The sequence below is a fragment of the Polynucleobacter sp. HIN9 genome, assembly GCF_030297635.1.
GTDB lineage: Bacteria > Pseudomonadota > Gammaproteobacteria > Burkholderiales > Burkholderiaceae > Polynucleobacter.
Genome location: NZ_AP028140.1, coordinates 1,219,741 through 1,243,439 on the forward strand (window position 1 = coordinate 1,219,741; position 23,699 = coordinate 1,243,439).

Here is a 23,699-nt window from a genome sequence, read left to right on the forward strand (position 1 = left end):
CAATGGGATGGTTAGTCACTAACCATCCCATTTCTTATATTAGTTTCAAGGATATCGTTATGCAAAACCTATTCCTGACGGTCGACAAAATATCTACTTTTGTTGGTCATTGCTTCTCCTGGTTGGTGATCGGCTTGACCGGACTAATCGGATATGAAGTCTTTTCACGATACGTCTTAAATAGTCCTCATGCATGGGCATTTGATGCGCAAATGATGCTGTATGGCACGATGTTTATGATGGCTGGTGCGTACACCCTTGCCAAGAATGGACATGTGCGCGGTGATATTTTGTACGGCTTTTTAAAGCCTCGTACCCAAGCAATCTTTGATTTGATTTTGTATGTAGTATTTTTCATCCCAGGGATTATTGCGTTAGCGTATGCGGGCTACATTTTTGCCGCTGACTCCTGGAGAATTTTGGAGCATTCATCGATTACTGCGGATGGCCCTCCTATCTATCCCTTCAAAACAATTATTCCGCTTGCGGGCGTATTTCTTTTACTCCAAGGCATCGTTGAAATCATGCGCTGCGTGGTATGCATCCGCGAGGGTGAATGGCCCTCACGAGAACAGGATGTTGAGGAAGTCGACGTTGATGCCCTCAAAGCCATGGTTGGCAAAGACAAGGAATAAATACTATGCGTAAAGAACTATTATTCGGCTTCTCCATCATGACCCTGGTGGTGGTAGCCACCCTCGTCCTCATGCCGTGGGGCAATATTGAGAGTGGTCACATTGGCTTATTGATGCTGGCCTTAGTCGTGGTTGCTATTATGTTGGGCTTCCCCACCGCCTTTACCCTCATGGGCATGGGCATGATTTTTACTTTTTTTGCCTATAGTTTTCAAAATCCCGAGTTAGCTCTTCAAAATACCTTAATGCTCATGGTTCAGCGTGCGTATGGGGTGATGACCAATGATGTGCTCATTTCAATCCCCCTGTTTGTATTCATGGGGTATTTGGTCGAACGTGCGAACTTAATTGAAAAGTTATTCCGCTCATTGCACCTCGCCTTGGTTCGCGTACCAGGCTCTTTAGCAGTCGCAACCATTTTCACTTGCGCGATTTTTGCGACCGCGACTGGTATTGTGGGTGCTGTGGTCACACTGATGGGCCTGCTGGCTCTGCCCCAAATGTTAAAGGCCGGTTACGATCCCCGTGTCTCTGCTGGCTGCATTACGGCGGGCGGATGTTTAGGAATTTTGATCCCCCCCTCTGTCATGTTGATCGTCTACGGCGCAACTGCTGGAGTATCTGTCGTGCAGCTGTATGCGGGTGCTTTCTTTCCAGGAATCATGTTGGCCACCTTATACATTGGCTATGTGATTCTTCTAGCAAAACTCAAGCCCAAATTGATGCCACCACTGGCTGAAGAGGATCGAAAAGTTCCACTACCAATGAGCTATACCGAGCTCGGTGAAAAATTAAGCCAAAAAGTAATTCCGGCGCTTTTAATGGCCCTGAAAGGCAAACGTAATCTCAACGTCAGTGGCACAGAGATTGCTAAATCTCTCATCGTGACGCTATTGCCCTTAATCGTATTTATTGGTTTTACGGGGTCGATGTATCAAATCGCAACCAAACCTGCTGAAGTAATCGAGATGGATCTCATGCCGATGGGATTTGCGGGAAGCGGTTCAGATTATTCAGGCGAATCAAGCTCAACAGGTCTTAGCGAGCCTCCCGGGGCTGAAAAAGAGTCTTCAAGCACAGGTCTTTCGCTCCCACCAGGCGCCGAGGATGAAAAACCTGCGGCTGCACAAGTAAGCGCTAGCGAAGAGCCTGCAAAAGCTGCTGAGCCGCCCAAGCCGGTTGATGCCCCTTTATGGTTCTGGATCATGACTGGCATCCTTGGTGCGATTCTGTTGATCTACTACGCCCTACTCACCTGGGTTCGTCTTGAGATTTTCAAGATGCTATTGGGATCGTTCTTCCCGCTGGCAATACTCATTCTGTTTGTGCTGGGTTCAATTGTTTTTGGACTGGCAACTCCTACGGAGGCGGCAGCTGTCGGGGCGATTGGTGGCTTTATCTTAGCTGCCGCATATAAGCAGTTGAATATCACGGTTGTAAAAGAGTCCGTGTTTCTGACTGCGAAGACGGCAGCAATGGTGTGCTGGTTGTTTGTGGGATCCTCAATTTTCTCGGCAGCCTTTGCTTTGCTTGGTGGCCAAGATTTAGTGGAAAAATGGGTTCTCTCGCTTGGCTTAAGCCCCATCGAATTTTTGATCCTCTCGCAGATCATTATTTTCTTATTGGGTTGGCCACTGGAGTGGACCGAGATCATCGTGATCTTCATGCCGATCTTTGTACCATTACTCGATAACTTTGGTATCAATCCATTGTTTTTTGGTTTATTGGTTGCTCTGAACTTGCAAACCGCTTTCCTCTCACCCCCGGTTGCAATGTCAGCGTTCTACCTTAAAGGCGTTGCACCTCCGCACGTCACTTTAAATCAGATCTTCATGGGCATGTTGCCGTTCATGGGCATTCAAGTAATTGCTATCGTGATACTCTACATGTTCCCACAGATTGGATTATGGCTACCAGGGGTTCTTTACAAGTAGAGTCTTGAGATATCAACCCCGCTTCGGCGGGGTTTTTTATGATGCTCGGAAATCGCATGAAATCCTCTAGATCGATGATTAAACTATCGCGCTTCTTGCGTTACTTTGTAATTGCGTTTGTAGTTTTACTCACATTCATTGCTTTAGTGATAGTCGGCTACTGGATAAGCGCCAAATCCAATTATTCTGGAACCGTTATTAGTGCCGGTCTAGCTCAGGCGGTAAACATTCAGTTTGATGAGAACGACGTCCCGCACATTAAAGCAAAAACGCAACGAGATGCGTATTACGCTCTGGGATTTGTACATGCTACCGAACGCTCTTGGCAACTGGAAATTAGTCGGCGCTTAGCTTCAGGGCGTCTCTCTGAAATTTTGGGTGAGCGCACGGTTTCGCTTGATCGCTTTATCCGCACCTTAGGCATTAAACAAGCAGCCGAGAAACAGTTCGAACGCTACCCTGCTGAATTTAAGCAATTGTTGCAAGCCTATGCGGATGGCATCAATGCTGGCAATCAGTCACTTGGCTGGGCTTTACCAATCGAGTATTTTTTGACTGGATCGAAACCTGGTTATTGGTCTGCTGCGGATAGCGTTGCCTGGTCTCTGATGATGGCATTGGATCTGGGTGACAACTGGCAAAAAGAATTATTTCGCTTAGAGCTCTCGCAATATCTCAACACGGCTGAGATTTGGCAAGTCATGCCACCCTACCCTGGCAGCAATCCAGTTACTTCGATGGATTTTGCCAAGCTGTATCGAGAGCATCAGGTTTTTAGGCCCGCTCAATCTAAAGCTCAAGCATCTCGAGAGGGTGAGCCTTATTTACTAAAACAGGCTGATACTGTTGGGTGGCTTAGTGATCAGCAAGAGGGCTTGGGCTCCAATAACTGGGTACTTACAGGCAAAAAAACGGTCTCGGGTAAACCTCTGCTGGCGAATGATCCGCATTTGGGTCTAAGTGCACCATCAACTTGGTACTTTGCGCACCTAGAGGCTCCGGGTTTAAATGTAATTGGCGCCACCTTGCCAGGTATCCCGGCGATTGTTTTGGGAAGGACCGACAAAATTGCCTGGGGATTTACCAATACTGGCCCCGACGTGCAAGATCTTTATTTGGAAAAGATTGATCCGAGCAATCCCAATCAATATATTGGCCCAGACGGTGCGATCTCTTTTTTGGCGCGCGAGGAGATTATTCAGATTAAAGATAAGCCACCGCTACGATTTGTGGTTAGGCAAAGTCGCCATGGTCCTATCATTTCGGATAGTCATGCCCGCGCTAAGAAAGTGATTGATACGCAGCGTTACGCACTAGCCCTACGCTGGACGGCCTTGGATATCGAGAATCAAACCTTGATGGGCGGCATCCTCATGAATCGTGCCGATTCAATTGACTCATTGAAGGCTGCCTTGCGTCATCACTATGCCCCCATGCAAACCGTAGCTATGGCTGATATTCAAGGCAATATTGCATTACAAGTTGCTGGAATTGCACCACGTAGGCAACTACACCAAGGTCTCTATGGGGTTGCGCCGGCTCTAGGGTGGGAGCGCCAATATGATTGGACGACCTACGTGCCGTTTGAGCAATTGCCCAGCTTTTCGAATCCAAGCTCAGAGTGGCTAGCAAGCGCCAATCAAGAAATTATCTCTGCAACGAATCCAAACCCACTAACTGGAGATTGGGATCTCCCCTTTCGATACGACCGCATCGAAGCGATGATTGGGGCAAAAGACCAGCATGATCGTGCTTCCATGCAAACGATGCAAGGCGATGTGCTTTCCTTGGGGGCGCAGCCCCTCTTGGCCTTATTCAAGAGTGCTCGCTCGGGTCATGCCCTGCAGCCTAGCATCCAGTCAGCGATCGATGGTTTTAATGGAAGTATGAGTACGGATTCGGTAGCGGCTTTGGTCTTCAATGCCTGGGTTGATCAATTAACACGAATCTTATTCTCTCGTTTGGGGGATTCATTTACCGAGGAATATGGCAGGCGTCATTTTCGGGGAGCGCTCCTCAATCAAATCAGCAATCCCAATAGTCCGTGGTGTGATGTGCACACCACAACTGAGATAGAAAATTGCCAAGGTGCCGCCAATCTTGCATTGCAGCGTGCCTTAAATGATTTGAGTCAACGTTATGGAAAATCCGCGAATGATTGGCGCTGGGGTAAAGCGCATCACGCCGTTTCCGAGCATCGTCCTTTCAAAAACATTCCCTTCCTGTCGGGACTCTTTAATGTCAGCGTCCCATTTCCAGGAGATGCTTTTACCGTCAATGTTGGACGTCCTGTGCTGAACAATCCCAAAGCGCCTTTTGCGGCCAATCATGCACCCAGTCTGCGAGCAATCTATGACCTAAATGATCCAGAACAATCGGTCTTCATGTTTCCGACGGGTCAGTCCGGTTGGGCTCAAAGTCAACGCTATCGCAATCTAAGCGATGCATGGGCAAACAATCAAGTCATCCCATTGGCAATGAAGCCCAAACAGGTCCAGCGTGAATTGGTCCTCAAGACCAAGTCGTTTTGAGTTATGGCATCGACCCATTACAATCCCTATTAATTACAGAGGATTATCATGAAAATTATTCTTCAACTTCTCAGTGTTTCAATCTTTGCTCTTTCCTCTAATGTTGCTTTAGCTGCTTGGGATGAACTGGGAAGCAATGAGTTCATCACGATTTTGATTGATAAATCTAGTATCAAGAAATCTGGGGATAAGGTACAAGTTCTATCGATGCTCGATCTGAAGAAGCCTGGGGTTGAACCTAAAACCAAGCTACCCGTGAACTCCATCATTGGTCTGAATGAATACCATTGCGGGCAAGTTCAATATCGCCCCTTAGAGGTCAAATTTATGTCGGGTAAGCGTGGTGAAGGCAAGGTGGTTGATGAAATCAAGACCCCAAATAGCAGTTTTGAGGCAATCGTGAGCGGCGATTGGCCGGCAGGAGTTTATAACCTTGCGTGTCGCGCAAACTAATCCAATTAAGCAATTAATCAGCAACCAAGGGGCGCTCACCCTACTCTGTTTTTTTATCTTAATCAGCCTTGTCGCGTTACAGGGCTGTGCGGCCCCTCTCATGGCAGCCGCCAGTAGTGTCGGTACCGCTGCAGGATCTGCGGCGGCAGCGAGCCCAATGACCGCAGTTAGCGTTACCTCAACCGTGACTACAGGGCGCTCCCCGCTCGAACATGCCACATCCGCAGCGACCAAAAAGGATTGCAGCTTCTTTAACGTGTTTAGTTCTAAACCAATTTGTGAAGAAATTGTGATCCCTACTGTTCAGGACCGCAGTGAACTCATCATCGGGGAAGCAGATCGCAATACGGCGATTATTGAGGTAATTGACGTGAGACCAAGTCAGTAGCGAATGGGGTGAACGACGGGACTCGAACCCGCGACAACCAGAATCACAATCTGGGACTCTACCAACTGAGCTACGTCCACCATTGCTACAAACGCATTATAACGACTATGCTCCCGAACCGATTGACGGGGGCTCAAATAGCGCCCAATCTCCCAGCTCCATACTGGCCTCCAAAAAGAAGGTTTCAATAGCATCGGCTGTCTTCACTTTTGCCAAAGCATGATGATCGGATAAGCGTTGACGCCACCGGCGCGATCCAGCGCGCCCGTGCGCTAAGCCCATGATGTGACGGGTGATGGCTCCAAGATAAAACGGTTTGTGGTTGGCTTGGCAATCGGCCAACCATGCTTGACTGTATTGAATCAAGCCAATTTGCACTCGATGCCAATCTGCCTCACTAAAGAGGTAACCCACTGCATTGCCATTACTTTCAATGAGATCATCCCAACCCAAGAGCATGGCCGGAAAATGATAGGCAGCGCGACCAATCATAAAACCATCAAAATCAGACCAATGCTGCGCCATATCGTGATTGGACTCTAAGCCACCATTGAGTAATACGTTTAGATTTGGATAGCGCTTTTGTGCATCGCGACGTAATTGCTTGGCGACCTCATAGTGCAATGGGGGCTTAGTGCGATTTTCTTTAGGTGATAGGCCTTTCAAGACCGCATTGCGAGCATGAATCGTAACCTGAGAAGCCCCCGCAGCAGCTACTCCCAATACAAAATCCAATACAAATTGGTAGTCACGCGACGATTGGGCCGCATCCATTTGATCAAGCCCCAAACGATGCTTAACCGAAATCGGCAGATCGCAGGCAGCACGCATCGCACTCACGCACTGGGCTACGAGTTCGGGTTCAGCCATTAGGCATGCCCCAAACGCCCCTTTTTGGACCCGCTCGGAGGGGCAACCACAATTGAGATCAATTTCGTCATAGCCCCATTGTTGGGCAAGTGCTGCACATTGGGCGAGCTCAGCAGGATCACTCCCACCGAGTTGCAAAACCACTGGGTGCTCTTCATGACTGAAATCCAAATGCCGTGGCTGGTCACCGTGTAAAAGCGCCCCTGTGGTTACCATCTCGGTATACAGTACTGCGCGCTTAGTCAGCATTCGATGAAATGACCGGCAATGACGATCGGTCCACTCCATCATGGGAGCAACGGCTAAGCGCTTGGTACTCATGCAATCAGTCCCAAGGATTGATTAACTTCAATTTCGTTGGATCAAAGTTGCTGGTATTGCGCGTAACCAAAGTCAAACGGTGCTCAATCGCTGTCGCTGCAATCATGGCGTCTCGCTCAGAAGATGGATTGGGAACATGGAGATCAGCGCAGCGAAGTGCAATTGGAACATCAATTGGAATAATTCGATCAGCAAATACCGGGAGAATCATTTGCATCAGCCATTTTTTTAATAACTGGCCCTGCTTTTTATCTCGGCGCGCAACCGACAGAATGCCTTGTTCAATTTCTAGAATACTAATCACCGAGAGAAACATCCGAGATGGGGCAATCGATTGTGCCCAATCATGAACTTGTGGATGAATCTTGGACGTGCCCGCTTTTCTGAGCTCAGAGATGACATTGGTGTCGAGAAGGTACATTAGGAAAGATTGCTTGGCTTCGTTAAGCGCTTTATTTTCTCAGGCTCGAACTCGATCTCGGCTAATCCAGGCATACCCACAAGATCAAGGATGGTTTTTTGCTGACCGATCACGCGTTGGTAGTCTTCGTATCGCATCAATACATGCGAGGGCTTGCCGCGATCCGTAATAAATACCGGGCCTGATTGACAGGCTTTCTTAGCACCGCTGGTGTCTTGGTTAAATTCTCGGCTTGATAAGGTCTTTGGCACTTCATTCCCCATAACCTATTAAATGTAGCAATGTTACTACATTTTTCTGATGGGGATCCGACTTACACTTCCTCGCGCGAGGCCTTCTTACGCTCATGCTCTTTCAGGAAGCGCTTGCGTAAGCGGATGCTCTTTGGGGTAACCTCAACCAACTCATCATCGGCAATAAATTCCACAGCGTATTCCAAGGTGAGTTGCACGGGTGGTACAAGGCGCACTGCCTCATCGGTTCCAGAGGCGCGCACGTTAGTGAGCTGCTTCCCTTTAATGGGATTCACCACTAGATCATTATCACGACTATGAATCCCAATAATCATGCCCTCATAGAGAGGGTCGCCGGGCGATACAAACATACGGCCACGGTCTTGTAGCTTCCACAATGCATAGGCAACCGCATCGCCATCGTCTTGACTAATCAATACGCCATTGTGGCGCTCACCCAAAATTCCATCTTTGACGGGGCCATACGAATCAAAATTATGGCTCATGAGTCCGTTACCACGGGTCAGGGTCATAAACTCCCCCTGAAATCCAATCAAGCCTCGCGCTGGAACCCGATACTCAAGACGCGTACGCCCTTTACCATCACTCACCATGTCCAGGAGCTCGGCTTTGCGCTTACCCAACTCTTCCATCACCCCACCTTGTGTGGAATCTTCCACATCCACCGTGAGGTTCTCGTAGGGCTCTAACTTCACGCCATTTTCTTCATGAAACACTACACGGGGTCGTGACACCGCTAACTCATAACCCTCGCGTCGCATGTTCTCAACCAAAATAGTGAGATGGAGTTCGCCCCGACCCGATACTTCAAATACGGTATCGTCATCGGTATCACGTACCCGCAACGCCATATTGGATTTGAGCTCACGATCCAAGCGCTCCCGAATTTGCCGACTGGTCACAAACTTTCCCTCACGACCAGCCAGAGGGCTAGTGTTCACCATGAAGTTCATGGTGAGGGTTGGCTCATCGATCTTCAGCATCGGCAAGGCATCGACCTGATCAGGTGCGCAGATCGTGGTACCAATTGCTAAGTCTTCAATACCATTCACCAAAACAATGTCACCCGCAATGGCTTCATCAACCACTTCGCGCTCAAGCCCTTTGAACTTCAGCACTTGATTGATGCGACCCTTAAAAGGTGTGCCATCGGGTCCATTGATGCAGACCACATCCGTACCGGGTTTAATTTTGCCCCGCCGAATCCGACCCACACCAATTTTGCCGACATAGTTGCTGTAATCAATCGATGAAATCTGCAACTGCAATGGGGCATCGATTTCATCATCGCGCACTGGCACATGCGTTAGTACTGCATTAAAGAGTGGACGCATATCGCCAGAACGCACATTCTCATCGGTGCCGGCATAGCCATTTAAGCCAGAGGCATAAATGACCGGGAAGTCTAACTGCTCTTCGGTTGCGCCCAATTTATCAAAGAGCTCAAAGGTTGCGTTAATCACATAATCACAACGGGCACCAGGACGATCCACCTTATTGATGACAACGATGGGCTTTAAACCCAAGGCAAGGGCTTTCTTTGTCACAAATCTGGTTTGGGGCATCGGGCCTTCAACCGCATCGACCAGCAGTAATACACCATCGACCATCGAGAGAACGCGTTCAACCTCGCCGCCGAAGTCCGCATGCCCTGGGGTATCCACAATGTTGATGTGTGTACCCTCATACTCCACAGCGCAGTTTTTAGCCAAGATGGTGATACCACGCTCTTTCTCGAGATCATTGGAATCCATGATTCGTTCGGAGATCTTTTCATTCGAACGAAAGGTTCCAGATTGCCGTAAGAGTTGATCAACCAGAGTGGTTTTGCCGTGGTCAACGTGGGCGATGATGGCGATATTACGAAGTGCGCGTTTGGTCATGAGTTGCTTTACAAAAAGATCAATTAGTTTTGGTTCAAAAGTCGTTGAGCGATAAATCGTCGGGGGTGCAACACCCCACTGCGCCAATCTGCCGTTCCAATAAAGTTTTGCGGCAAAGCTTGGCTGCGATAAATCCGAAATAAAGAATTAGCCCACTGGCTGGCGCGATTGAGGGCACACGGTACGCGCTGACCCATTTCTAGGCGTTTGGCCTGTTGGTCATCTACCGTCAACTCAGGCAGAGTTTGTAATAAGGCATCGACTGGGAGCAATACCGTGGAGGTATTTTCAAGGGACTCTAGGGTGCAACTCTGCTCCAAACTCAGATGGCCAACCTTGGTGCGTCGCAAGGCGCTCAAATGTGCACCACAACCCAATGCGTTACCAATATCTTGAGCCAAGACCCGGATATAGGTTCCCTTGCTGCAGTGGACTTCGATCTCTACATGGGGCCAATGAATAGCGACAAGACGAATCGAGTAAATAGTAATTTTTCGGGGCTCACGCTCAATCTCCACACCCGAACGGGCGTATTCGTAAAGGGGTTTACCATCGCGTTTTAATGCCGAGTACATTGGTGGAATCTGCTCAATATCACCCATGAATTTAGGTAGGATTGCCTCCAAGAGTGTTTTGGCCATCAAATCATCCACGACTTCGGCAGTCGATCGCTCGGCTAATACCTGCCCCTCAGCATCACCCGTATCAGTTTCGATGCCAAAGCGCAGGGTTGCGATATAGGTCTTATCAGCGTCCAAAAGATCTTGAGAATACTTGGTGGCCTCACCCAAACAAATAGGTAACAGACCTGTTGCCATTGGGTCTAAGGTACCGGTATGACCAGCCTTTTCTGCCTGAAAATAGCGCTTAACCGCAGTGACCGCACCTTGGGAACTCATACCATTGGGTTTGTCTAATAAGACCACCCCATCAATTCGTTGCGCCATCACAATTAATTGGGCTTTGAGCCCAAGGCCTGATCAATTAATCGTGACATCTCTGCGCCCCGCTCTATCGAGGTATCAAACACAAAATGCAAAGTAGGTACGGTATGGGTATGCATCCGCTTAAAGAGAAGAGAGTGTAAGTATCCAGCTTTCTCTTGTAGCGATCCCAGCGCATACTGTGGATCACCACCCAAAACCGTGAAATACACTTTCGCATGCGCGAGATCAGGCGATAGCTCCACCGCTTGAATGGTAATTAAACCATTCAAGGGGTCACGTAATTCCCGGGGGATCAACTCTGCAAGATCGCGCTGAATTTGATCTGCGAGACGCTGATGGCGATGAGGACTGGTTTTGTGCATGATGATTAAAGAGTACGCGCTACTTCAGTCACTTCAAAGATCTCGAGTTGATCACCCTCTTGGATGTCATTGTTGTTTTTCAAGGAAAGGCCGCATTCAAATCCACCTTTCACTTCTTTCACATCATCTTTGAAGCGCTTTAAGGAGTCGAGTTCACCGGTCCACACTACGACATTGTCGCGTAATAAGCGCACTCGTGAGTTACGGCGCACGATCCCATCGAGCACCATACAGCCTGCAATGGCCCCAACCTTGGACACATGGAAAACCTGTCGGATCTCAACCAATCCAGTAATTTCTTCCTTCTTATCTGGTGTCAACATGCCGCTTAAGGCTGCTTTCACTTCATCGACCGCATCATAAATAATGTTGTGATAGCGAATATCTACGCCATTACTCTCAGCCAGCTTACGTGCTACCGCATCAGCCCTCGCGTTAAATCCAATAATCACCCCCTTCGAGGCAATCGCGAGATTGACGTCAGTCTCTGTAATACCACCAACGGCAGCGTGTACGATCTGCACCTTCACCTCATCGGTAGAAAGCTTTTGCAGAGATTGTGAGAGAGCCTCTTGCGAACCCTGCACATCGGCTTTAATAATGATCGGCAAAATCTTAGCTTCGACGGCGCCCTCGCCCATGGTCTCCATCATGTTCTCCAACTTGACCGCCTGTTGCTTGGCCAACTTGACGTCTCGGAACTTACCTTGACGGAATAGGGCAATCTCACGGGCTTTGCGCTCGTCAGCGACTACTTGGAAGGTCTCTCCAGCATCGGGCACTTCCGATAAACCCTGAATCTCAACCGGAATCGATGGTCCTGCTTCATTGGTTGATTTGCCGTTTTCATCCAACATCGCACGGATACGACCATAGGACTGACCAGCCAATAACATATCGCCACGCTTTAATGTGCCAGATTGAACCAGTACAGTAGCGACTGGACCACGCCCTTTATCTAGGCGCGCTTCAATCACAATCCCCTGGGCAGGCACCTCTTTAGGAGCCTTAAGCTCCAACACTTCCGCTTGTAACAACACGTTTTCAAGCAAGGCGTCGATACCTTCACCAGTTTTTGCAGATACTCCAATAAATGGTGAGTCACCGCCGTACTCTTCAGGTACTACCTCTTCGCTCACCAGTTCGGTTTTCACGCGATCGGGGTTGGCTTCGGGTTTATCGATCTTATTGATCGCTACCACTAAGGGCACATTGGCGGCTTTCGCATGATGAATCGCTTCACGCGTTTGCGGCATCACACCGTCATCAGCAGCCACCACTAGGATGACGATATCGGTCGCCTTTGCACCACGTGCACGCATGGCTGTAAAGGCTTCATGACCTGGGGTATCCAAGAATGTGATGACACCACGTGGAGTCTCGACGTGATACGCGCCGATATGCTGTGTAATACCGCCTGCCTCACCAGCGGCCACTTTCGCAACTCGGATCTTATCCAAGAGCGATGTTTTGCCGTGATCGACGTGACCCATTACGGTTACAACAGGTGGTCTTGGCATCAATGGGGCATCTTCAGCCGCCGCACCAAGATCAATCTCTGGATCATCCAATTTAGCAGCATGGGCTTTATGGCCCATCTCTTCCACGATGATCATCGCAGTATCTTGGTCCAGCACTTGGTTAATCGTCACCATCTGACCCATGCCCATGAGTAACTTGATGACCTCAGCGCCCTTGACTGACATTTTGTGGGCTAGATCGGCTACGGTAATGGTCTCCGGAATATGCACATCACGCACAATCGGCTCAGTGGGTACCTGGAAATTGCTCGCTGGGTTATCGTCTTGATGCTGCTGCTTCTTACGACCCCCGCCTGTTCGCCATCCGCCGCCTAAGCCGCCAGTAAGGTCACCGCGCGTTTTTAGGCCAACCTTGCGCTTTGCACCCTCTTCTTGCCAGGTGGAGGAAGTCTCAGAAGACTTAATCAGTTTGCCGCCAACCTTCGTGGGCTTTTTCTTATCATCGCCGCCATCTGCTTTAACTGGCTTATGCAAAGTGCCTTTTTTAGCCTCTTCACTGGCGATCTCACTTGGAGCTTTTAGTACGCGCGCCGGGGCACTCATCATGTCCCGAATTGCCGACACCTCAGCCTCTGCCGCCGCGCGGCGTGATTGCAGTTCAGCCAACTCCTTTTTGGCCTGCTCTTTGCTAGCAGCCTCTTGCTCGGCCTCTACCTTGCTTGGCTTTTGCTCAGCTTCTATCTTCTTTTGCTTGGCCTCACTCGCCGCTTTCATTTCGGCTTCTTGTCGCGCCAAGAGTTCCGCTTGACGAGCAGCCTCCGCGGCACGCTTTTCTAACTCCTCATCGGAAAGAATAGGCTTGGTCTCAACTGCTGCAGTTGGCTTTGCCTCAGTCGGCTCATCTGCCTTACCAGCATCATCACGCTTAACTAAAACACGCTTTTTGCGCACCTCAACTTGCACGGTGCGGGTTCGCCCAGCTGAATCTGCTTGACGGATTTCGCTGGTCTCGCGCTTGGTAAGAGTGATCTTTTTACGCACACCAGGCTCAGCACTGCCGTGTGCTTTTTGAAGGTAAGCCAGTAACGCGGTCTTATCTTTATCGGTGATCTTGTCAGCCTCGGATTCCTTATCGATTCCAGCGGCCTTGAGTTGTTCCAATAAATCAGCGGGGCTGCGTTTGAGCTCCTCGGCTAATGCTTTTACAGTTGTTGTCGCCATGCGCTTCCCCTCATGCATTAAACCAATGTTCGCGCGCCTTCATAATGAGCGTTTTGGCTGCTGTTTCATCCATACCCGTCATCTCAACGAGCTCATCTACAGCCAATCCAGCCAGATCATCGCGCGTATGCACTTGGTTCTCGGCTAAGGTTGCAATATATTCGGTGGAGAGACCTTCAAGCGAGCGCAAATCTTGCGAGACCTCCTCAAGACGCTCTTCTTTTGCTAACTCCATGGTCAGCAAGGAATCGCGCGCGCGAGTCCGTAACTCATTGACGGTATCTTCGTCAAATGCGTCGATCTCAAGCATCTCAGAAAGCGGCACGTAGGCAACTTCCTCAAGAGAATTAAAGCCCTCTTCGATCAAAATATCAGCGACCTCTTGGTCCACATCGAGTTTGTCCATAAAGAGTTGGCGCACCGCCACGGATTCTTTTTCAGACTTCTCGGCAGACTCTTCTGGGGTCATGATGTTAATTTGCCAGCCGGTTAACTCACTAGCTAAACGAACATTCTGACCACTGCGACCAATCGCGATCGCCAAGTTTTCTTCATCAACCACCACATCCATCGCATGACGCTCTTCATCAACTACGATCGATGACACTTGTGCAGGCGCTAATGCACCAATCACAAATTGGGCTGGATCTTCAGACCATAGAACAATATCAACAGCCTCGCCCGCCACTTCATTACGCACTGCGGTTACACGAGTGCCACGCACACCAACGCAGGTTCCAATCGGATCAATGCGCTTGTCATGGGTCACTACAGCAATCTTGGCTCGGATGCCAGGATCGCGAGCAGCGCCCTTAATTTCTAGTAAACGCTGCTCAATCTCGGGCACTTCGTTCTCAAACAACTTAATCAAGAAGTCAGGGCATGTTCTCGAGAGCTCAATTTGAGGACCACGTGCCTCACGATCCACTTTCAGAATATAAGCGCGCACACGATCGCCAGAGCGTAAATTCTCTTTGGGGATCATTTGATCGCGACGCAGTAATGCCTCGACACGACCCGATTCCACGATCAGGCCATTTTTATCCGCCCGCTTGACGGTGCCGGTCATAATTTTTTCACCGCGCTCCAGATAGTCATTCAAAATCTGCTCACGCTCGGCGTCGCGAATGCGTTGCAAGATCACCTGCTTAGCGGCTTGGGCACCAATCCGGCCAAAGGCTAAGGATTCGATTTGCTCTTCGATGTAATCGCCCGTCTCAATATCGGAGATTTGCTCTTTGGCCTCAAATTGCAAAATTTCTTTATCGGGCTCCTGAAGACCAGCTTCATCGGGAACCACCAACCAGCGGCGGAAGGTCTCATACTCACCGCTGTTGCGATCAATGGAAACTCGAATATCAACATCCTCGGTGTACCGTTTTTTGGTTGCCGAGGCAAGCGCCAACTCAAGAGCTTCAAATACGATCTCACGATCAACATTTTTTTCACGGGCCAGGGCTTCTGCCAACATGAGAACTTCACGACTCATGATTTTCTTCCTTTGAAATCAATAACAGGGACCAAACGAGCTTTTTCTACTTCAGACAAACTAAATTCCAGTTCGGCTGGAGAGCCATCGCTCGCCTCAAATAACAAACTAAACTTTGCATCCGGTGTGTTGACAACCCCAGACCTCAGGCCTTGCAACACCCCTTTAAAATTCTTTCGATTACCTACTGCAATTCGCAACTTCAGCTCAATCTCTAAACCTGCGAACCGAACAAAATCATCACCAGACTTAATCGGTCGATCTAAACCAGGTGACGAGACCTCGAGTCGCTCGTACGGCACGTTCTCAACCGCGAAGGTGTAGGTCAACTGATGACTCACTTTCTCGCAATCCTCAACGGTGATCATGCGCTCATAGTCGGGGTTCTCAATCGTGACCCGCAATAAACCACGGCCTTCACGCTCAATATCAACGAGCGAGTAGCCCAAATTACGCACCTCGGCAGAAATAATCTGCTGTTCTTTCACATCTTCCCCACAAATCAACCGCTGTTATAAAACTGCATTTACAACGCATTTGGCAAAAAAAAATGGGCTTACAAGCCCATATTCCTCATTACCAGAACAGGCCAGCCTACGTTGATGTCAACATCAGCCGGTGTATGTGTGAATTATACCTGAATCAGAAAAATCACTGAGAAATCAGAAACTTTCACCTGAATTTCGGGGCTTGCGTGGGCCCTTGAACGGCTTACCCTTATTGGGTCGCCGCTGACCCCCAGTGCTATTGCCCGCTGGGGCACTAAAGCCACTGGCGTGATGAACTTTTTGACCCTTCGAGCGGGGTGAGCCCGATTTGCCTCCTCTGGAGTGCGAGGGTTTTTGCCCAAAGCCGCCGCGCCCTCCACCACCATTTGCACCTCGACCTTGACCAGGTAAGTGCGATACCCCATGCCCATGGTGAGTGGCTAGCGTGAGCGCCTCCTTGGATCCCCAATACGATACGGAGGTTTGCATGGGATCAGGCTGAAAGTTGGGATCGCTCACTGGGTCCATTCGCGAGGATCGACCCTGAGACTGACCTTTATCTTTTGCCATATTCTGGGGCAGCTTCAGACCAGCCATCCGCATCAGTTGCGCCACGCTCTCCATCGGCACCTCTTCCCACTTCCCGCGACGCAAACGCGGTGGCAACATAAAAATACCGTAACGGGTTCGAATCAGACGCGACACCACATGACCAGTTGCCTCAAACATCCGACGCACTTCACGATTACGCCCTTCGGTCAATGCAACTGAGTACCAACGATTCGCGCCATCACCACCGCCTTGACTCAAACGCAAGAAACGCGCCTGTCCATCATCAAGCGTGATACCTGTTTTTAATTGTTCGGCAGATTCCGCCGATAGCTCACCCAAAATACGCACCGCGTATTCACGCTCAACCCCATAACGTGGATGCATTAAGCGATTAGCGAGTTCTCCTGAGGTCGTGAAGAGAAGCAGTCCCTCGGTGTTGAAATCCAAACGGCCTACAGCAATCCAGCGGCCTTGGCGAGGTTTTGGTAAGCGATCAAACACGCTGGGGCGTCCTTCGGGGTCAGCCTGACTCACAATTTCTCCAGCGGGTTTGTGATACAGAATCACACGAGGGGGCTTCGTCGGGATCTTGCGATGCACGACCTTACCATTGATACGAACAATATCGCTGGGGCCAACGCGCTGCCCAATGTGGGCCGGCATACTATTGACCGAGACGCGACCCTGAATAATTAGATCTTCCATCTCGCGACGCGATCCCATTCCTGCGTCAGCCAAGACCTTGTGAAGCTTAACCGTATCTTCATCATCTGCATCATCATCTAAACCATCGAGATCAGACCAGACCTCATCGCGCAAACTCAGGGGTAACTCATCAACGCTCGCAAATTGCAGACGCTCAAGATCACTTAAAGACTCAGGCTCCTCAGATTCCTCCTCGCCCGCCTTACCGGCACGCCGCTCAACACCAGCCTCATGCGATATCTCTGCAGGATCATCACGAACGGCCTCTACAGGCTCAGGGGCTTCAAGAGCAGCATCAAACTCCCCGGAGACCACAGCTGCAAATAAGGCCTCGGTCTCGGCGATTAACTCAGGAGAGGCTGATGCAGCTGCCTTCGGATTTTCATTTGCGGAACCTCCGGAGTGACGCTTATTTTTGTTGAACTTGCCTGGACGGGATTTGTTATTGAATTTATTAAACCGCCGCGGACCCCGATCTTTGCGTTGCTCACCACCCTCGTCTCGCGAAATTGGGCCATCGGCTGTATCTGGGATGGCACTTACTTGGGAAGAATCGTTTTCAGGACTTGTCATTCTCAGAACTCTCAGTGGACGACTCAAGCGGAATAACGGTCTCCACCGTGGCATCGGCATCAAACTCAATTACGGCTTGTCCTAATGCTTCTGCGGATATGGAGCCATCCTCGAGCATTGGTAAGCTTTGCAAATCTTTTAGACCCAAATCGTCTAAAAATTGTTTGGTGGTGGCATAAAGGCCTGGTCGACCAATCGTCTCTTTATGACCAACCACTTCCACCCAGCCACGATCTTCCAACTGACGCATCACATTACTACTCACAACCACGCCACGCACTTCCTCAATTTCTCCTCGAGTGACAGGCTGACGATAGGCAATGATCGCTAAGGTCTCAAGCACTGCCCTTGAATACTTTGGTGGCTTTTCTGGGGTGAGACGATCCAAATACTCGCGCATCTGAAGGCGGCTCTGGAAACGCCAGCCCGTTGCAATGCTAACCAGCTCCATCCCCTTGTCTTGCCACTCTTTCTGAATTTCCAACAAAATATTCTGCAGGTCTGCATTAGCCAAAGGCGGATCCACAAAGAGTCGGCTTAGCTCATTCACCGTTAGTGGTTCTTGGGCGCAAATTAAGGCGGTCTCGATGACCCGCTTGTAGTGATCGTTATCCATATGTTGTATCAAACAGCTAGGCTGTTTAGAGGCTTATTCACAATCGTCAAAAAAGGTTGGGGTGTTTATGGACTGCGCCGGCATCACTCACAGCAATTCTTATTATGGGAAAAGGCCAGCGATCCAAGGAGGTCAAGTCGCTTGCGAAGCAATTTACACCTGTTACTCCATTATAGGGTAGGGTCAATACAATAGCCAAATGTCCTTATTTTCTCCAAATCGTCGCTTGTTTTTTCAAGGCTTAGGTCTTGCTGGAATCAGCACCCTCCCCGGGTGCAGCATGTTTCGTGACAGCCCTAAACCCCCAGTCATTGCACTGGTTCTTGGCTCTGGTGCTGCCAGGGGTTTTGCACATATTGGAGTAATTAAGGCCCTCGAGGCTCAAGGAATTCGTCCCAATCTCGTGGTAGGTTCAAGCGCAGGAAGCGTAATTGCCGCTCTATATGCCTCTGGTTATAGCGGACTGGAGCTCAATCGGATTGGGCTCAATTTAGATGAGGCAGCCCTTGCAGACTGGGCCTACCCCTTTGCCGGGCGCTTTGGTGGATTAATCAAAGGCGATGCATTGCAAAGCATGGTCAATCGCGAGGTCCAGAATCGATCCATCGAACAAATGACCCTGCCACTCGGAATTGTTGCCACGGAATTACAAACCGGTAAAGGCGTTCTTTTTCGTCGAGGCGATACCGGTCTAGCGGTGCGGGCATCCTGCGCTGTGCCCGGGGTCTTTCAGCCCGCACTGATTCAAGGACGTGAATATGTCGACGGCGGATTAGTCGCTCCCGTGCCCGTCCGTTATGCGCATGAGATGGGTGCCACTTTTGTGATTGCCGTCAATATTTCTTCCGATGCGAGCGCATTTAATGCCACGGGCACGCTTGGTTTATTGCAACAGACCATCAGCATCATGCAGCAGAGCATCAATCAATACGAGTTAGCAAAGGCAGATATTGTGATTACGCCTCAACTTAAGCAGATGGGAAGTGCTGACTTTAGAGCGCGTAACGCCGCTATCCTCGCTGGCGAGCTCGCCGCTCAAGAAAAAGTGGGTGAGATTAAAGAAAAGCTACGAGGATTGAAATAGGATTAAAGCTTACGTGGCTGAGCGCGTAACTTTTTTGCTTCCTGAATGAGGGCATTACGCTCAGCATTGCTTAACTCATCAGTTCCATCTAAGCGTCTTGCGCCATCAAAGCGCTTATCCCAATAGGCACTTGCTAAGTCATCAACTCGGACTGCTGAACCCTTTGATGGGGAGTGAATGAATTTGTTATCGCCCACATAAATACCAACGTGTGAGAAGGTGAGGCGCATCGTATTGAAGAACACCAAATCACCGGGCTCTAACTCCTCCCGAGAAATGGGTTTACCCACTTTACTCATTTGCGAGGACTTAGGTGGGAGCAAAAAACCCAATTTATCTTTAAACACAAATCGCACAAAGCCACTCGCGTCCAAACCGGATTGTGGCAAATCACCATTCCAGCGATATCGCACCCCAATTAATTGCATCGCCTCATTAATCAGGGCTTCGGTTTTGGTGGATACCGAATCCACCACCTGATGGGTAAAGCGTGCAAAGTAGGAAGAATTGCCCTCAATCCGAACTTCTGGTTTTGGGGCCTCTTTAGCTACTGTATCTGTAGCAGTGTTAGCACTGGCAATCGATACCAATCCACCCAAAACCATGGCGGTTAGGAATTGAAAAGGTAAACGGATCATGTGCTTACGAATAGGCATGAATGGATTCTAGCAAAACCGAACCAAAAGGGAAAGCAAGTTCATCCCGAATATTGATTCTTAAGTAATTGTTTTATATCGATTTTTATTTCTAGGTCAGCTCCGCCGCCTTAAATAATGCTTTGGTATAGGGCTCTTTGGGATCACGAACCATCGCCTCAGTCTCGCCATACTCCACCACTTCTCCAGAGCGCAACACCATGAGTTCATGTGACATTGCCCGGATCACCGCGAGATCATGACTAATGATGAGATAGGCAAGGTTGTACTTCTTTTGAAGTTCACTAAGCAACTTTAAGACCTGTTTTTGGATTGAAACATCCAAGGCCGAAGTGGGTTCGTCGAGTACCAGTATTTGTGGCTTCAGAATCAGTGCGCGCGCAATCGCAATTCGTTGGCGCTGCCCACCAGAAAACTCATGGGGATAGCGCTGGAGAGCGGAACGATCCAAACCAACTTCACGCAAGATCTCAACCACCCTGGTCTCCCGTTCGCCATAAGACAAATGCGGTTGATGAACACTCAAACCCTCGGACACAATCTCAAAAATAGTCATGCGTGGTGATAATGAACCAAAGGGGTCCTGAAAAATCACCTGCAAATGGGCGCGCATTGCACGACGCTCAATTGGAGTTAGCGTTGACCACGATTGATCCAAGACCGAGACATCACCCTCCACCTTGGCCCTTGTCTCTCCAAGCAATCCCAGAATGGCCATGGCCAAGGTTGTTTTCCCAGAACCAGATTCACCAATCACACCAATCGTTTGCCCTTGTTTGAGTTCAAGACTTAAGGGCTTGAGGACTTGATGGCGCTTCGCTTTACTAAACCAATCCCGCCAGCGCAAGCCACCACTAGCAAAATTGGATTGCGGGTAAGAGACACTTAATTGATGAGCGGTTAATAAAACGGGGGCCAATGGCACTACCGGTAGCAGTTCACGCTCAGGCTGACTGTTAACCAATTGCTCCGTGTAAGGATTCGTGGGGTGCGAGAAAACTTCATGCGTTGATCCAGCCTCCACCAGACACCCCTGATTTAAGACCCCTACCCGGTTTGCAAAATGCTTCACTAAATTGAGGTCATGCGTGATTAATAGAATCGCCATGCCACCCCGCTCTTTGGCCTCTTCTTGCAGATCGCGCAGTAAATCCAAAATCTGGAGACGCAAACTCACATCCAAAGCAGTGGTTGGCTCATCGGCAATCAACAAACGTGGTTTGCATGCCAACGCCATCGCAATCATGGCGCGTTGACGCTGACCGCCCGATAACTGATGGGGATAGGCATAAAAACGCTCTTCTGCTTGCGGGATCCCGGTTTTCTTCAGAAGCGTAATGGCAGTCTGGCGGCATTCCTCCAAAGGCATTAAGGGCTCATGCACCTGAACTGCTTCAACAATTTGATTGCCAATGGTAAACAAGGGATTGAGCGCGGTCATTGGCTCCTGAAAGATCATCGCAATCTCCCGCCCCCGAACCTCCCGAATACGCTCAATCGATAAATCTAATAGATTTTCTTCTGTGCCATCCTCGCGTTGCCAGAGAATCCGGCCCTGCAGACGAGCACCTTCTGGGGTGAGGCGCAGCGGCGCCAGTGCGGAGAGTGTTTTTCCGGAACCGGATTCACCAACCAAGGCAATGCGCTCACCTGGCGCAATGCTCAGATCGAGTTCACGAACGGCATACTTCTCTCGTCGCCCAGTACCAAATGAGATTGAGAGTTGCTCATAGCGCAATAAGCTCATACGCGCGCCCCTGTTAACGGGTTGCTCTTGCGAGAATCAAAGGCATCTCGCAATGCCTCGCCCATAAATGTTAATAAGAGCAAGGTGCCCCCGAGCACTACGAAGGTCGACACCGAAATCCACCAGGCATCAAGGTTTGCCTTACCCTGCGATAGCAACTCCCCCAAGCTAGGAGTTCCAGGAGGCACTCCCAATCCCAAGAAATCCAAACTCGTGAGTGACAGAATCGCCGCACTCATCCGAAACGGTAAAAAAGTAATGACAGGGGTTAAGCTATTTGGCAAGATATGCCGCCGCATAATCTGGGCATTTGTCAGTCCCAAGGCTTTGGCCGCACGCACATACTCAAGAGCGCGATTACGAAAGAACTCGGCACGCACGTAGTCGGATAAACCCATCCATCCAAATGCCGCTAACAAAATAATCAGTAAGAGCACGCTAGGGTTAAAGATCGAAGCAAAAATAATAAGCAGATATAACTCGGGCATCGCTGACCAAATCTCAATGATGCGTTGGGTTATGAGATCAAAGCGTCCCCCAAAAAATCCCATCAATGCGCCGGTGAGTACTCCAACCGCTACACCCACTGCAGTCAACGCGATGCCAAACAGAATGGATAAACGAAATCCATAGATGAGGCGTGCCAATACATCACGCCCCCGATCATCGGTACCTAACCAGTTCTCCGCCGAGGGTGCTGCTGGATTGGGCTCTTTGGCAAAGTAATTGAGGGTCTCAAAACTATAGGGGATGAGGGGGTAAATGCCCCAGTTCGATCCATCGGTAATATTCTTTTTAATATCCGGATCGAGATAATCGGTGCGCGTAGCAAAGTCGCCCCCAAAGACGGTCTCTGGATAATTTTTGACTAAGGGGAAATAGAACTTACCCTCGTAGCGCACCACTAAAGGTTTGTCATTCGCGATCAACTCTGCGCATAAACTCAAACCAAACAGGATCGAGAATATCCATAAGCTGACATAGCCCAAGCGATTCGCTTTAAAGCGCAGCCATTTGCTCACGATCCACCCCCAGAGCCAAATTGGATACGGGGATCGACCAGCACATAGCAAAGATCAGAAATTAACTTTGTAATTAGACCTATTAAGGTAAACAGATAGAGCGTGCCAAACACTACAGGGTAGTCTCTGCGCATCACTGCTTCATAGGAAAGTAAACCTAAGCCATCGAGAGAGAACAGGGTTTCAATTAAGAGTGAGCCAGCAAAGAAGGCGCCAATAAATGCGGCAGGAAATCCAGTGATCAGAGGAATTAAGGCATTCCGAAAGACATGCTTCCACAGCACCTTGTTCTCACTCACCCCTTTTGCTCGGGCGGTTAAGACATATTGCTTACGAATCTCTTCTAAAAAAGAATTTTTCGTAAGCATCGTAATCACTGCAAAGCTACCTAGCACGGACGCGGTGATGGGCAAGACCAAATGCCATAGATAATCCAACACTTTGCCAATCAAACTAAGCTCACTCCAGTTATCGGAGGTCAGGCCGCGCAGAGGAAAGATTTGCAGAAAACTTCCTCCGCCAAAGAGTACCAATAGCAATACCCCCAGGACAAATCCCGGGATCGCATAGCCCACCAAAATCATCGTGCTGGTGACGCGATCAAAACGCGTGCCATCGCGGACCGCTTTAGCAATCCCCAGGGGAATCGACACTAAATAACTGATAAAGAAAGTCCAAAGACCAATGCTGATCGAGACAGGTAGCTTTGAGATCACCAAATCCCAAACGCTTTTGTGTTGGTAGTAGCTTTGTCCCAAATCAAATTGCGCAAAGCGTTTGAGCATCATGAAGTAGCGCTCAAGCGGAGGTTTATCAAACCCATATAAGGCTTTGACTTGCTCAAGCCGTTCGGCATCCACCCCTTGACGTCCACGATAGGTCACGCCACCTCCCGAGGACTCACCACCGACCGCTGCATCGCCCTTACCCTTAAGTTCGAGCATCAGCTGCTCGACAGGCCCACCAGGAACAAATTGCACCACTGCAAAAGTCAGAGTTAAAACCCCAAGCAAGGTGGGGATCATGAGCAAAACCCGCTTAATGATGTAGATCAGAATCTCGGAGC

General features: G+C 49.5%; 21 protein-coding genes and 1 tRNA gene. 6 read left to right on the forward strand and 16 right to left on the reverse strand.

Features of this window, described 5'->3' with window-relative positions; translation table 11 throughout:
* Positions 1–59: 59 nt before the first annotated feature.
* The 5 genes from QUE62_RS06370 to QUE62_RS06390 are packed head-to-tail and all read left to right on the forward strand — an operon-like array spanning position 60 to position 5,941.
* Positions 60–635 (forward strand): TRAP transporter small permease subunit, encoded by a 576-nt coding sequence (locus QUE62_RS06370; protein WP_286225020.1) that lies wholly within the window; start codon positions 60–62, stop codon positions 633–635.
* A 5-nt stretch (positions 636–640) separates the two neighbouring features.
* Positions 641–2,569 (forward strand): TRAP transporter large permease, encoded by a 1,929-nt coding sequence (locus tag QUE62_RS06375; RefSeq protein ID WP_286261147.1) that lies wholly within the window; start codon positions 641–643, stop codon positions 2,567–2,569.
* Positions 2,570–2,607: 38 nt separating this feature from the next.
* Entirely contained in the window at positions 2,608–5,100 is a 2,493-nt protein-coding gene (locus QUE62_RS06380) for a penicillin acylase family protein (RefSeq protein WP_286261149.1), read from the forward strand.
* 48 nt (positions 5,101–5,148) lie between these two features.
* On the forward strand, positions 5,149–5,553 hold the full coding sequence (locus tag QUE62_RS06385) for a surface-adhesin E family protein (RefSeq protein WP_286223253.1): 405 nt from the start codon (positions 5,149–5,151) through the stop codon (positions 5,551–5,553).
* Positions 5,534–5,941 (forward strand): hypothetical protein, encoded by a 408-nt coding sequence (locus QUE62_RS06390; protein WP_286225023.1) that lies wholly within the window; start codon positions 5,534–5,536, stop codon positions 5,939–5,941. Before QUE62_RS06385 ends, QUE62_RS06390 begins: the two co-directional genes overlap by 20 nt.
* A 4-nt stretch (positions 5,942–5,945) precedes the next feature.
* Here the strand turns inward: QUE62_RS06390 and QUE62_RS06395 are convergent.
* From QUE62_RS06395 to scpB, 12 genes are all read right to left on the reverse strand, one after another.
* Positions 5,946–6,021, reverse strand: a tRNA-His gene (locus tag QUE62_RS06395).
* A gap of 25 nt (positions 6,022–6,046) precedes the next feature.
* Positions 6,047–7,132 (reverse strand): tRNA dihydrouridine(20/20a) synthase DusA, encoded by a 1,086-nt coding sequence (gene dusA, locus QUE62_RS06400; protein WP_286223255.1) that lies wholly within the window; start codon positions 7,130–7,132, stop codon positions 6,047–6,049.
* 4 nt (positions 7,133–7,136) lie between these two features.
* Entirely contained in the window at positions 7,137–7,553 is a 417-nt protein-coding gene (locus QUE62_RS06405) for a type II toxin-antitoxin system VapC family toxin (RefSeq protein ID WP_286261151.1), read from the reverse strand.
* A complete protein-coding gene (locus tag QUE62_RS06410) occupies positions 7,553–7,804 on the reverse strand; it encodes a type II toxin-antitoxin system Phd/YefM family antitoxin (RefSeq protein WP_286223257.1) in 252 nt (83 codons plus the stop codon). The genes QUE62_RS06405 and QUE62_RS06410 overlap by 1 nt, the downstream gene beginning before the upstream one ends.
* 62 nt (positions 7,805–7,866) lie before the next feature.
* Entirely contained in the window at positions 7,867–9,690 is a 1,824-nt protein-coding gene (gene typA / locus QUE62_RS06415) for a translational GTPase TypA (protein WP_286261153.1), read from the reverse strand.
* Positions 9,691–9,713: 23 nt separating this feature from the next.
* Positions 9,714–10,637, reverse strand: a complete 924-nt coding sequence (gene truB / locus QUE62_RS06420; protein WP_286223259.1) for a tRNA pseudouridine(55) synthase TruB — start codon at positions 10,635–10,637, stop codon at positions 9,714–9,716.
* A 5-nt stretch (positions 10,638–10,642) separates the two neighbouring features.
* Positions 10,643–10,999: a 30S ribosome-binding factor RbfA gene (gene rbfA / locus QUE62_RS06425; protein WP_108508795.1), complete on the reverse strand. Its 357-nt coding sequence runs from the start codon at positions 10,997–10,999 to the stop codon at positions 10,643–10,645.
* A gap of 5 nt (positions 11,000–11,004) precedes the next feature.
* Entirely contained in the window at positions 11,005–13,701 is a 2,697-nt protein-coding gene (gene infB / locus QUE62_RS06430) for a translation initiation factor IF-2 (RefSeq protein ID WP_286261155.1), read from the reverse strand.
* Positions 13,702–13,711: 10 nt separating this feature from the next.
* Positions 13,712–15,190: a transcription termination factor NusA gene (gene nusA / locus QUE62_RS06435; protein ID WP_108508796.1), complete on the reverse strand. Its 1,479-nt coding sequence runs from the start codon at positions 15,188–15,190 to the stop codon at positions 13,712–13,714.
* Positions 15,187–15,678: a ribosome maturation factor RimP gene (rimP, locus tag QUE62_RS06440; protein WP_286261157.1), complete on the reverse strand. Its 492-nt coding sequence runs from the start codon at positions 15,676–15,678 to the stop codon at positions 15,187–15,189. Before rimP ends, nusA begins: the two co-directional genes overlap by 4 nt.
* A 174-nt stretch (positions 15,679–15,852) precedes the next feature.
* Positions 15,853–17,508 (reverse strand): pseudouridine synthase, encoded by a 1,656-nt coding sequence (locus tag QUE62_RS06445; protein ID WP_286261159.1) that lies wholly within the window; start codon positions 17,506–17,508, stop codon positions 15,853–15,855.
* The gene (gene scpB / locus QUE62_RS06450) at positions 17,495–18,124 is read right to left on the reverse strand and encodes an SMC-Scp complex subunit ScpB (protein WP_286223263.1); all 630 of its coding nucleotides are present in this window, start codon (positions 18,122–18,124) and stop codon (positions 17,495–17,497) included. The genes QUE62_RS06445 and scpB overlap by 14 nt, the downstream gene beginning before the upstream one ends.
* 199 nt (positions 18,125–18,323) lie before the next feature.
* Here scpB and QUE62_RS06455 point away from each other — a divergent pair, with 199 nt between their 5' ends.
* The gene (locus tag QUE62_RS06455) at positions 18,324–19,208 is read left to right on the forward strand and encodes a patatin-like phospholipase family protein (RefSeq protein WP_286226455.1); all 885 of its coding nucleotides are present in this window, start codon (positions 18,324–18,326) and stop codon (positions 19,206–19,208) included.
* 2 nt (positions 19,209–19,210) lie between these two features.
* Here QUE62_RS06455 and QUE62_RS06460 read toward each other — a convergent pair whose 3' ends face one another.
* The 4 genes from QUE62_RS06460 to QUE62_RS06475 all read right to left on the reverse strand — a co-directional run bounded on the left by QUE62_RS06460 (position 19,211) and on the right by QUE62_RS06475 (position 23,691).
* Positions 19,211–19,864: a C40 family peptidase gene (locus QUE62_RS06460; protein ID WP_286223265.1), complete on the reverse strand. Its 654-nt coding sequence runs from the start codon at positions 19,862–19,864 to the stop codon at positions 19,211–19,213.
* A gap of 91 nt (positions 19,865–19,955) precedes the next feature.
* Positions 19,956–21,611 carry an ABC transporter ATP-binding protein gene (locus QUE62_RS06465; RefSeq protein ID WP_286226456.1) on the reverse strand — a complete coding sequence of 552 codons (1,656 nt, stop codon included), beginning with the start codon at positions 21,609–21,611 and terminating at the stop codon, positions 19,956–19,958.
* Positions 21,608–22,633 carry an ABC transporter permease gene (locus tag QUE62_RS06470; protein WP_286261161.1) on the reverse strand — a complete coding sequence of 342 codons (1,026 nt, stop codon included), beginning with the start codon at positions 22,631–22,633 and terminating at the stop codon, positions 21,608–21,610. The genes QUE62_RS06465 and QUE62_RS06470 overlap by 4 nt, the downstream gene beginning before the upstream one ends.
* A complete protein-coding gene (locus QUE62_RS06475) occupies positions 22,630–23,691 on the reverse strand; it encodes a microcin C ABC transporter permease YejB (RefSeq protein WP_286224750.1) in 1,062 nt (353 codons plus the stop codon). The genes QUE62_RS06470 and QUE62_RS06475 overlap by 4 nt, the downstream gene beginning before the upstream one ends.
* Positions 23,692–23,699: the final 8 nt, after the last annotated feature.

Excerpts from the sequence above, each read along its gene's own strand:
- QUE62_RS06370 (WP_286225020.1), top strand. The coding sequence starts at position 60 with ATGCAAAACCTATTCCTGACGGTCGACAAAATATCTACTTTTGTTGGT.
- QUE62_RS06375 (WP_286261147.1), top strand. The coding sequence starts at position 641 with ATGCGTAAAGAACTATTATTCGGCTTCTCCATCATGACCCTGGTGGTG.
- QUE62_RS06380 (WP_286261149.1), top strand. The coding sequence starts at position 2,608 with ATGATGCTCGGAAATCGCATGAAATCCTCTAGATCGATGATTAAACTA.
- QUE62_RS06385 (WP_286223253.1), top strand. The coding sequence starts at position 5,149 with ATGAAAATTATTCTTCAACTTCTCAGTGTTTCAATCTTTGCTCTTTCC.
- dusA (WP_286223255.1), bottom strand. The coding sequence starts at position 7,132 with ATGAGTACCAAGCGCTTAGCCGTTGCTCCCATGATGGAGTGGACCGAT.
- QUE62_RS06405 (WP_286261151.1), bottom strand. The coding sequence starts at position 7,553 with ATGTACCTTCTCGACACCAATGTCATCTCTGAGCTCAGAAAAGCGGGC.
- typA (WP_286261153.1), bottom strand. The coding sequence starts at position 9,690 with ATGACCAAACGCGCACTTCGTAATATCGCCATCATCGCCCACGTTGAC.
- truB (WP_286223259.1), bottom strand. The coding sequence starts at position 10,637 with ATGGCGCAACGAATTGATGGGGTGGTCTTATTAGACAAACCCAATGGT.
- rbfA (WP_108508795.1), bottom strand. The coding sequence starts at position 10,999 with ATGCACAAAACCAGTCCTCATCGCCATCAGCGTCTCGCAGATCAAATT.
- infB (WP_286261155.1), bottom strand. The coding sequence starts at position 13,701 with ATGGCGACAACAACTGTAAAAGCATTAGCCGAGGAGCTCAAACGCAGC.
- nusA (WP_108508796.1), bottom strand. The coding sequence starts at position 15,190 with ATGAGTCGTGAAGTTCTCATGTTGGCAGAAGCCCTGGCCCGTGAAAAA.
- QUE62_RS06445 (WP_286261159.1), bottom strand. The coding sequence starts at position 17,508 with ATGACAAGTCCTGAAAACGATTCTTCCCAAGTAAGTGCCATCCCAGAT.
- scpB (WP_286223263.1), bottom strand. The coding sequence starts at position 18,124 with ATGGATAACGATCACTACAAGCGGGTCATCGAGACCGCCTTAATTTGC.
- QUE62_RS06455 (WP_286226455.1), top strand. The coding sequence starts at position 18,324 with ATGTCCTTATTTTCTCCAAATCGTCGCTTGTTTTTTCAAGGCTTAGGT.
- QUE62_RS06460 (WP_286223265.1), bottom strand. The coding sequence starts at position 19,864 with ATGCCTATTCGTAAGCACATGATCCGTTTACCTTTTCAATTCCTAACC.
- QUE62_RS06465 (WP_286226456.1), bottom strand. The coding sequence starts at position 21,611 with ATGAGCTTATTGCGCTATGAGCAACTCTCAATCTCATTTGGTACTGGG.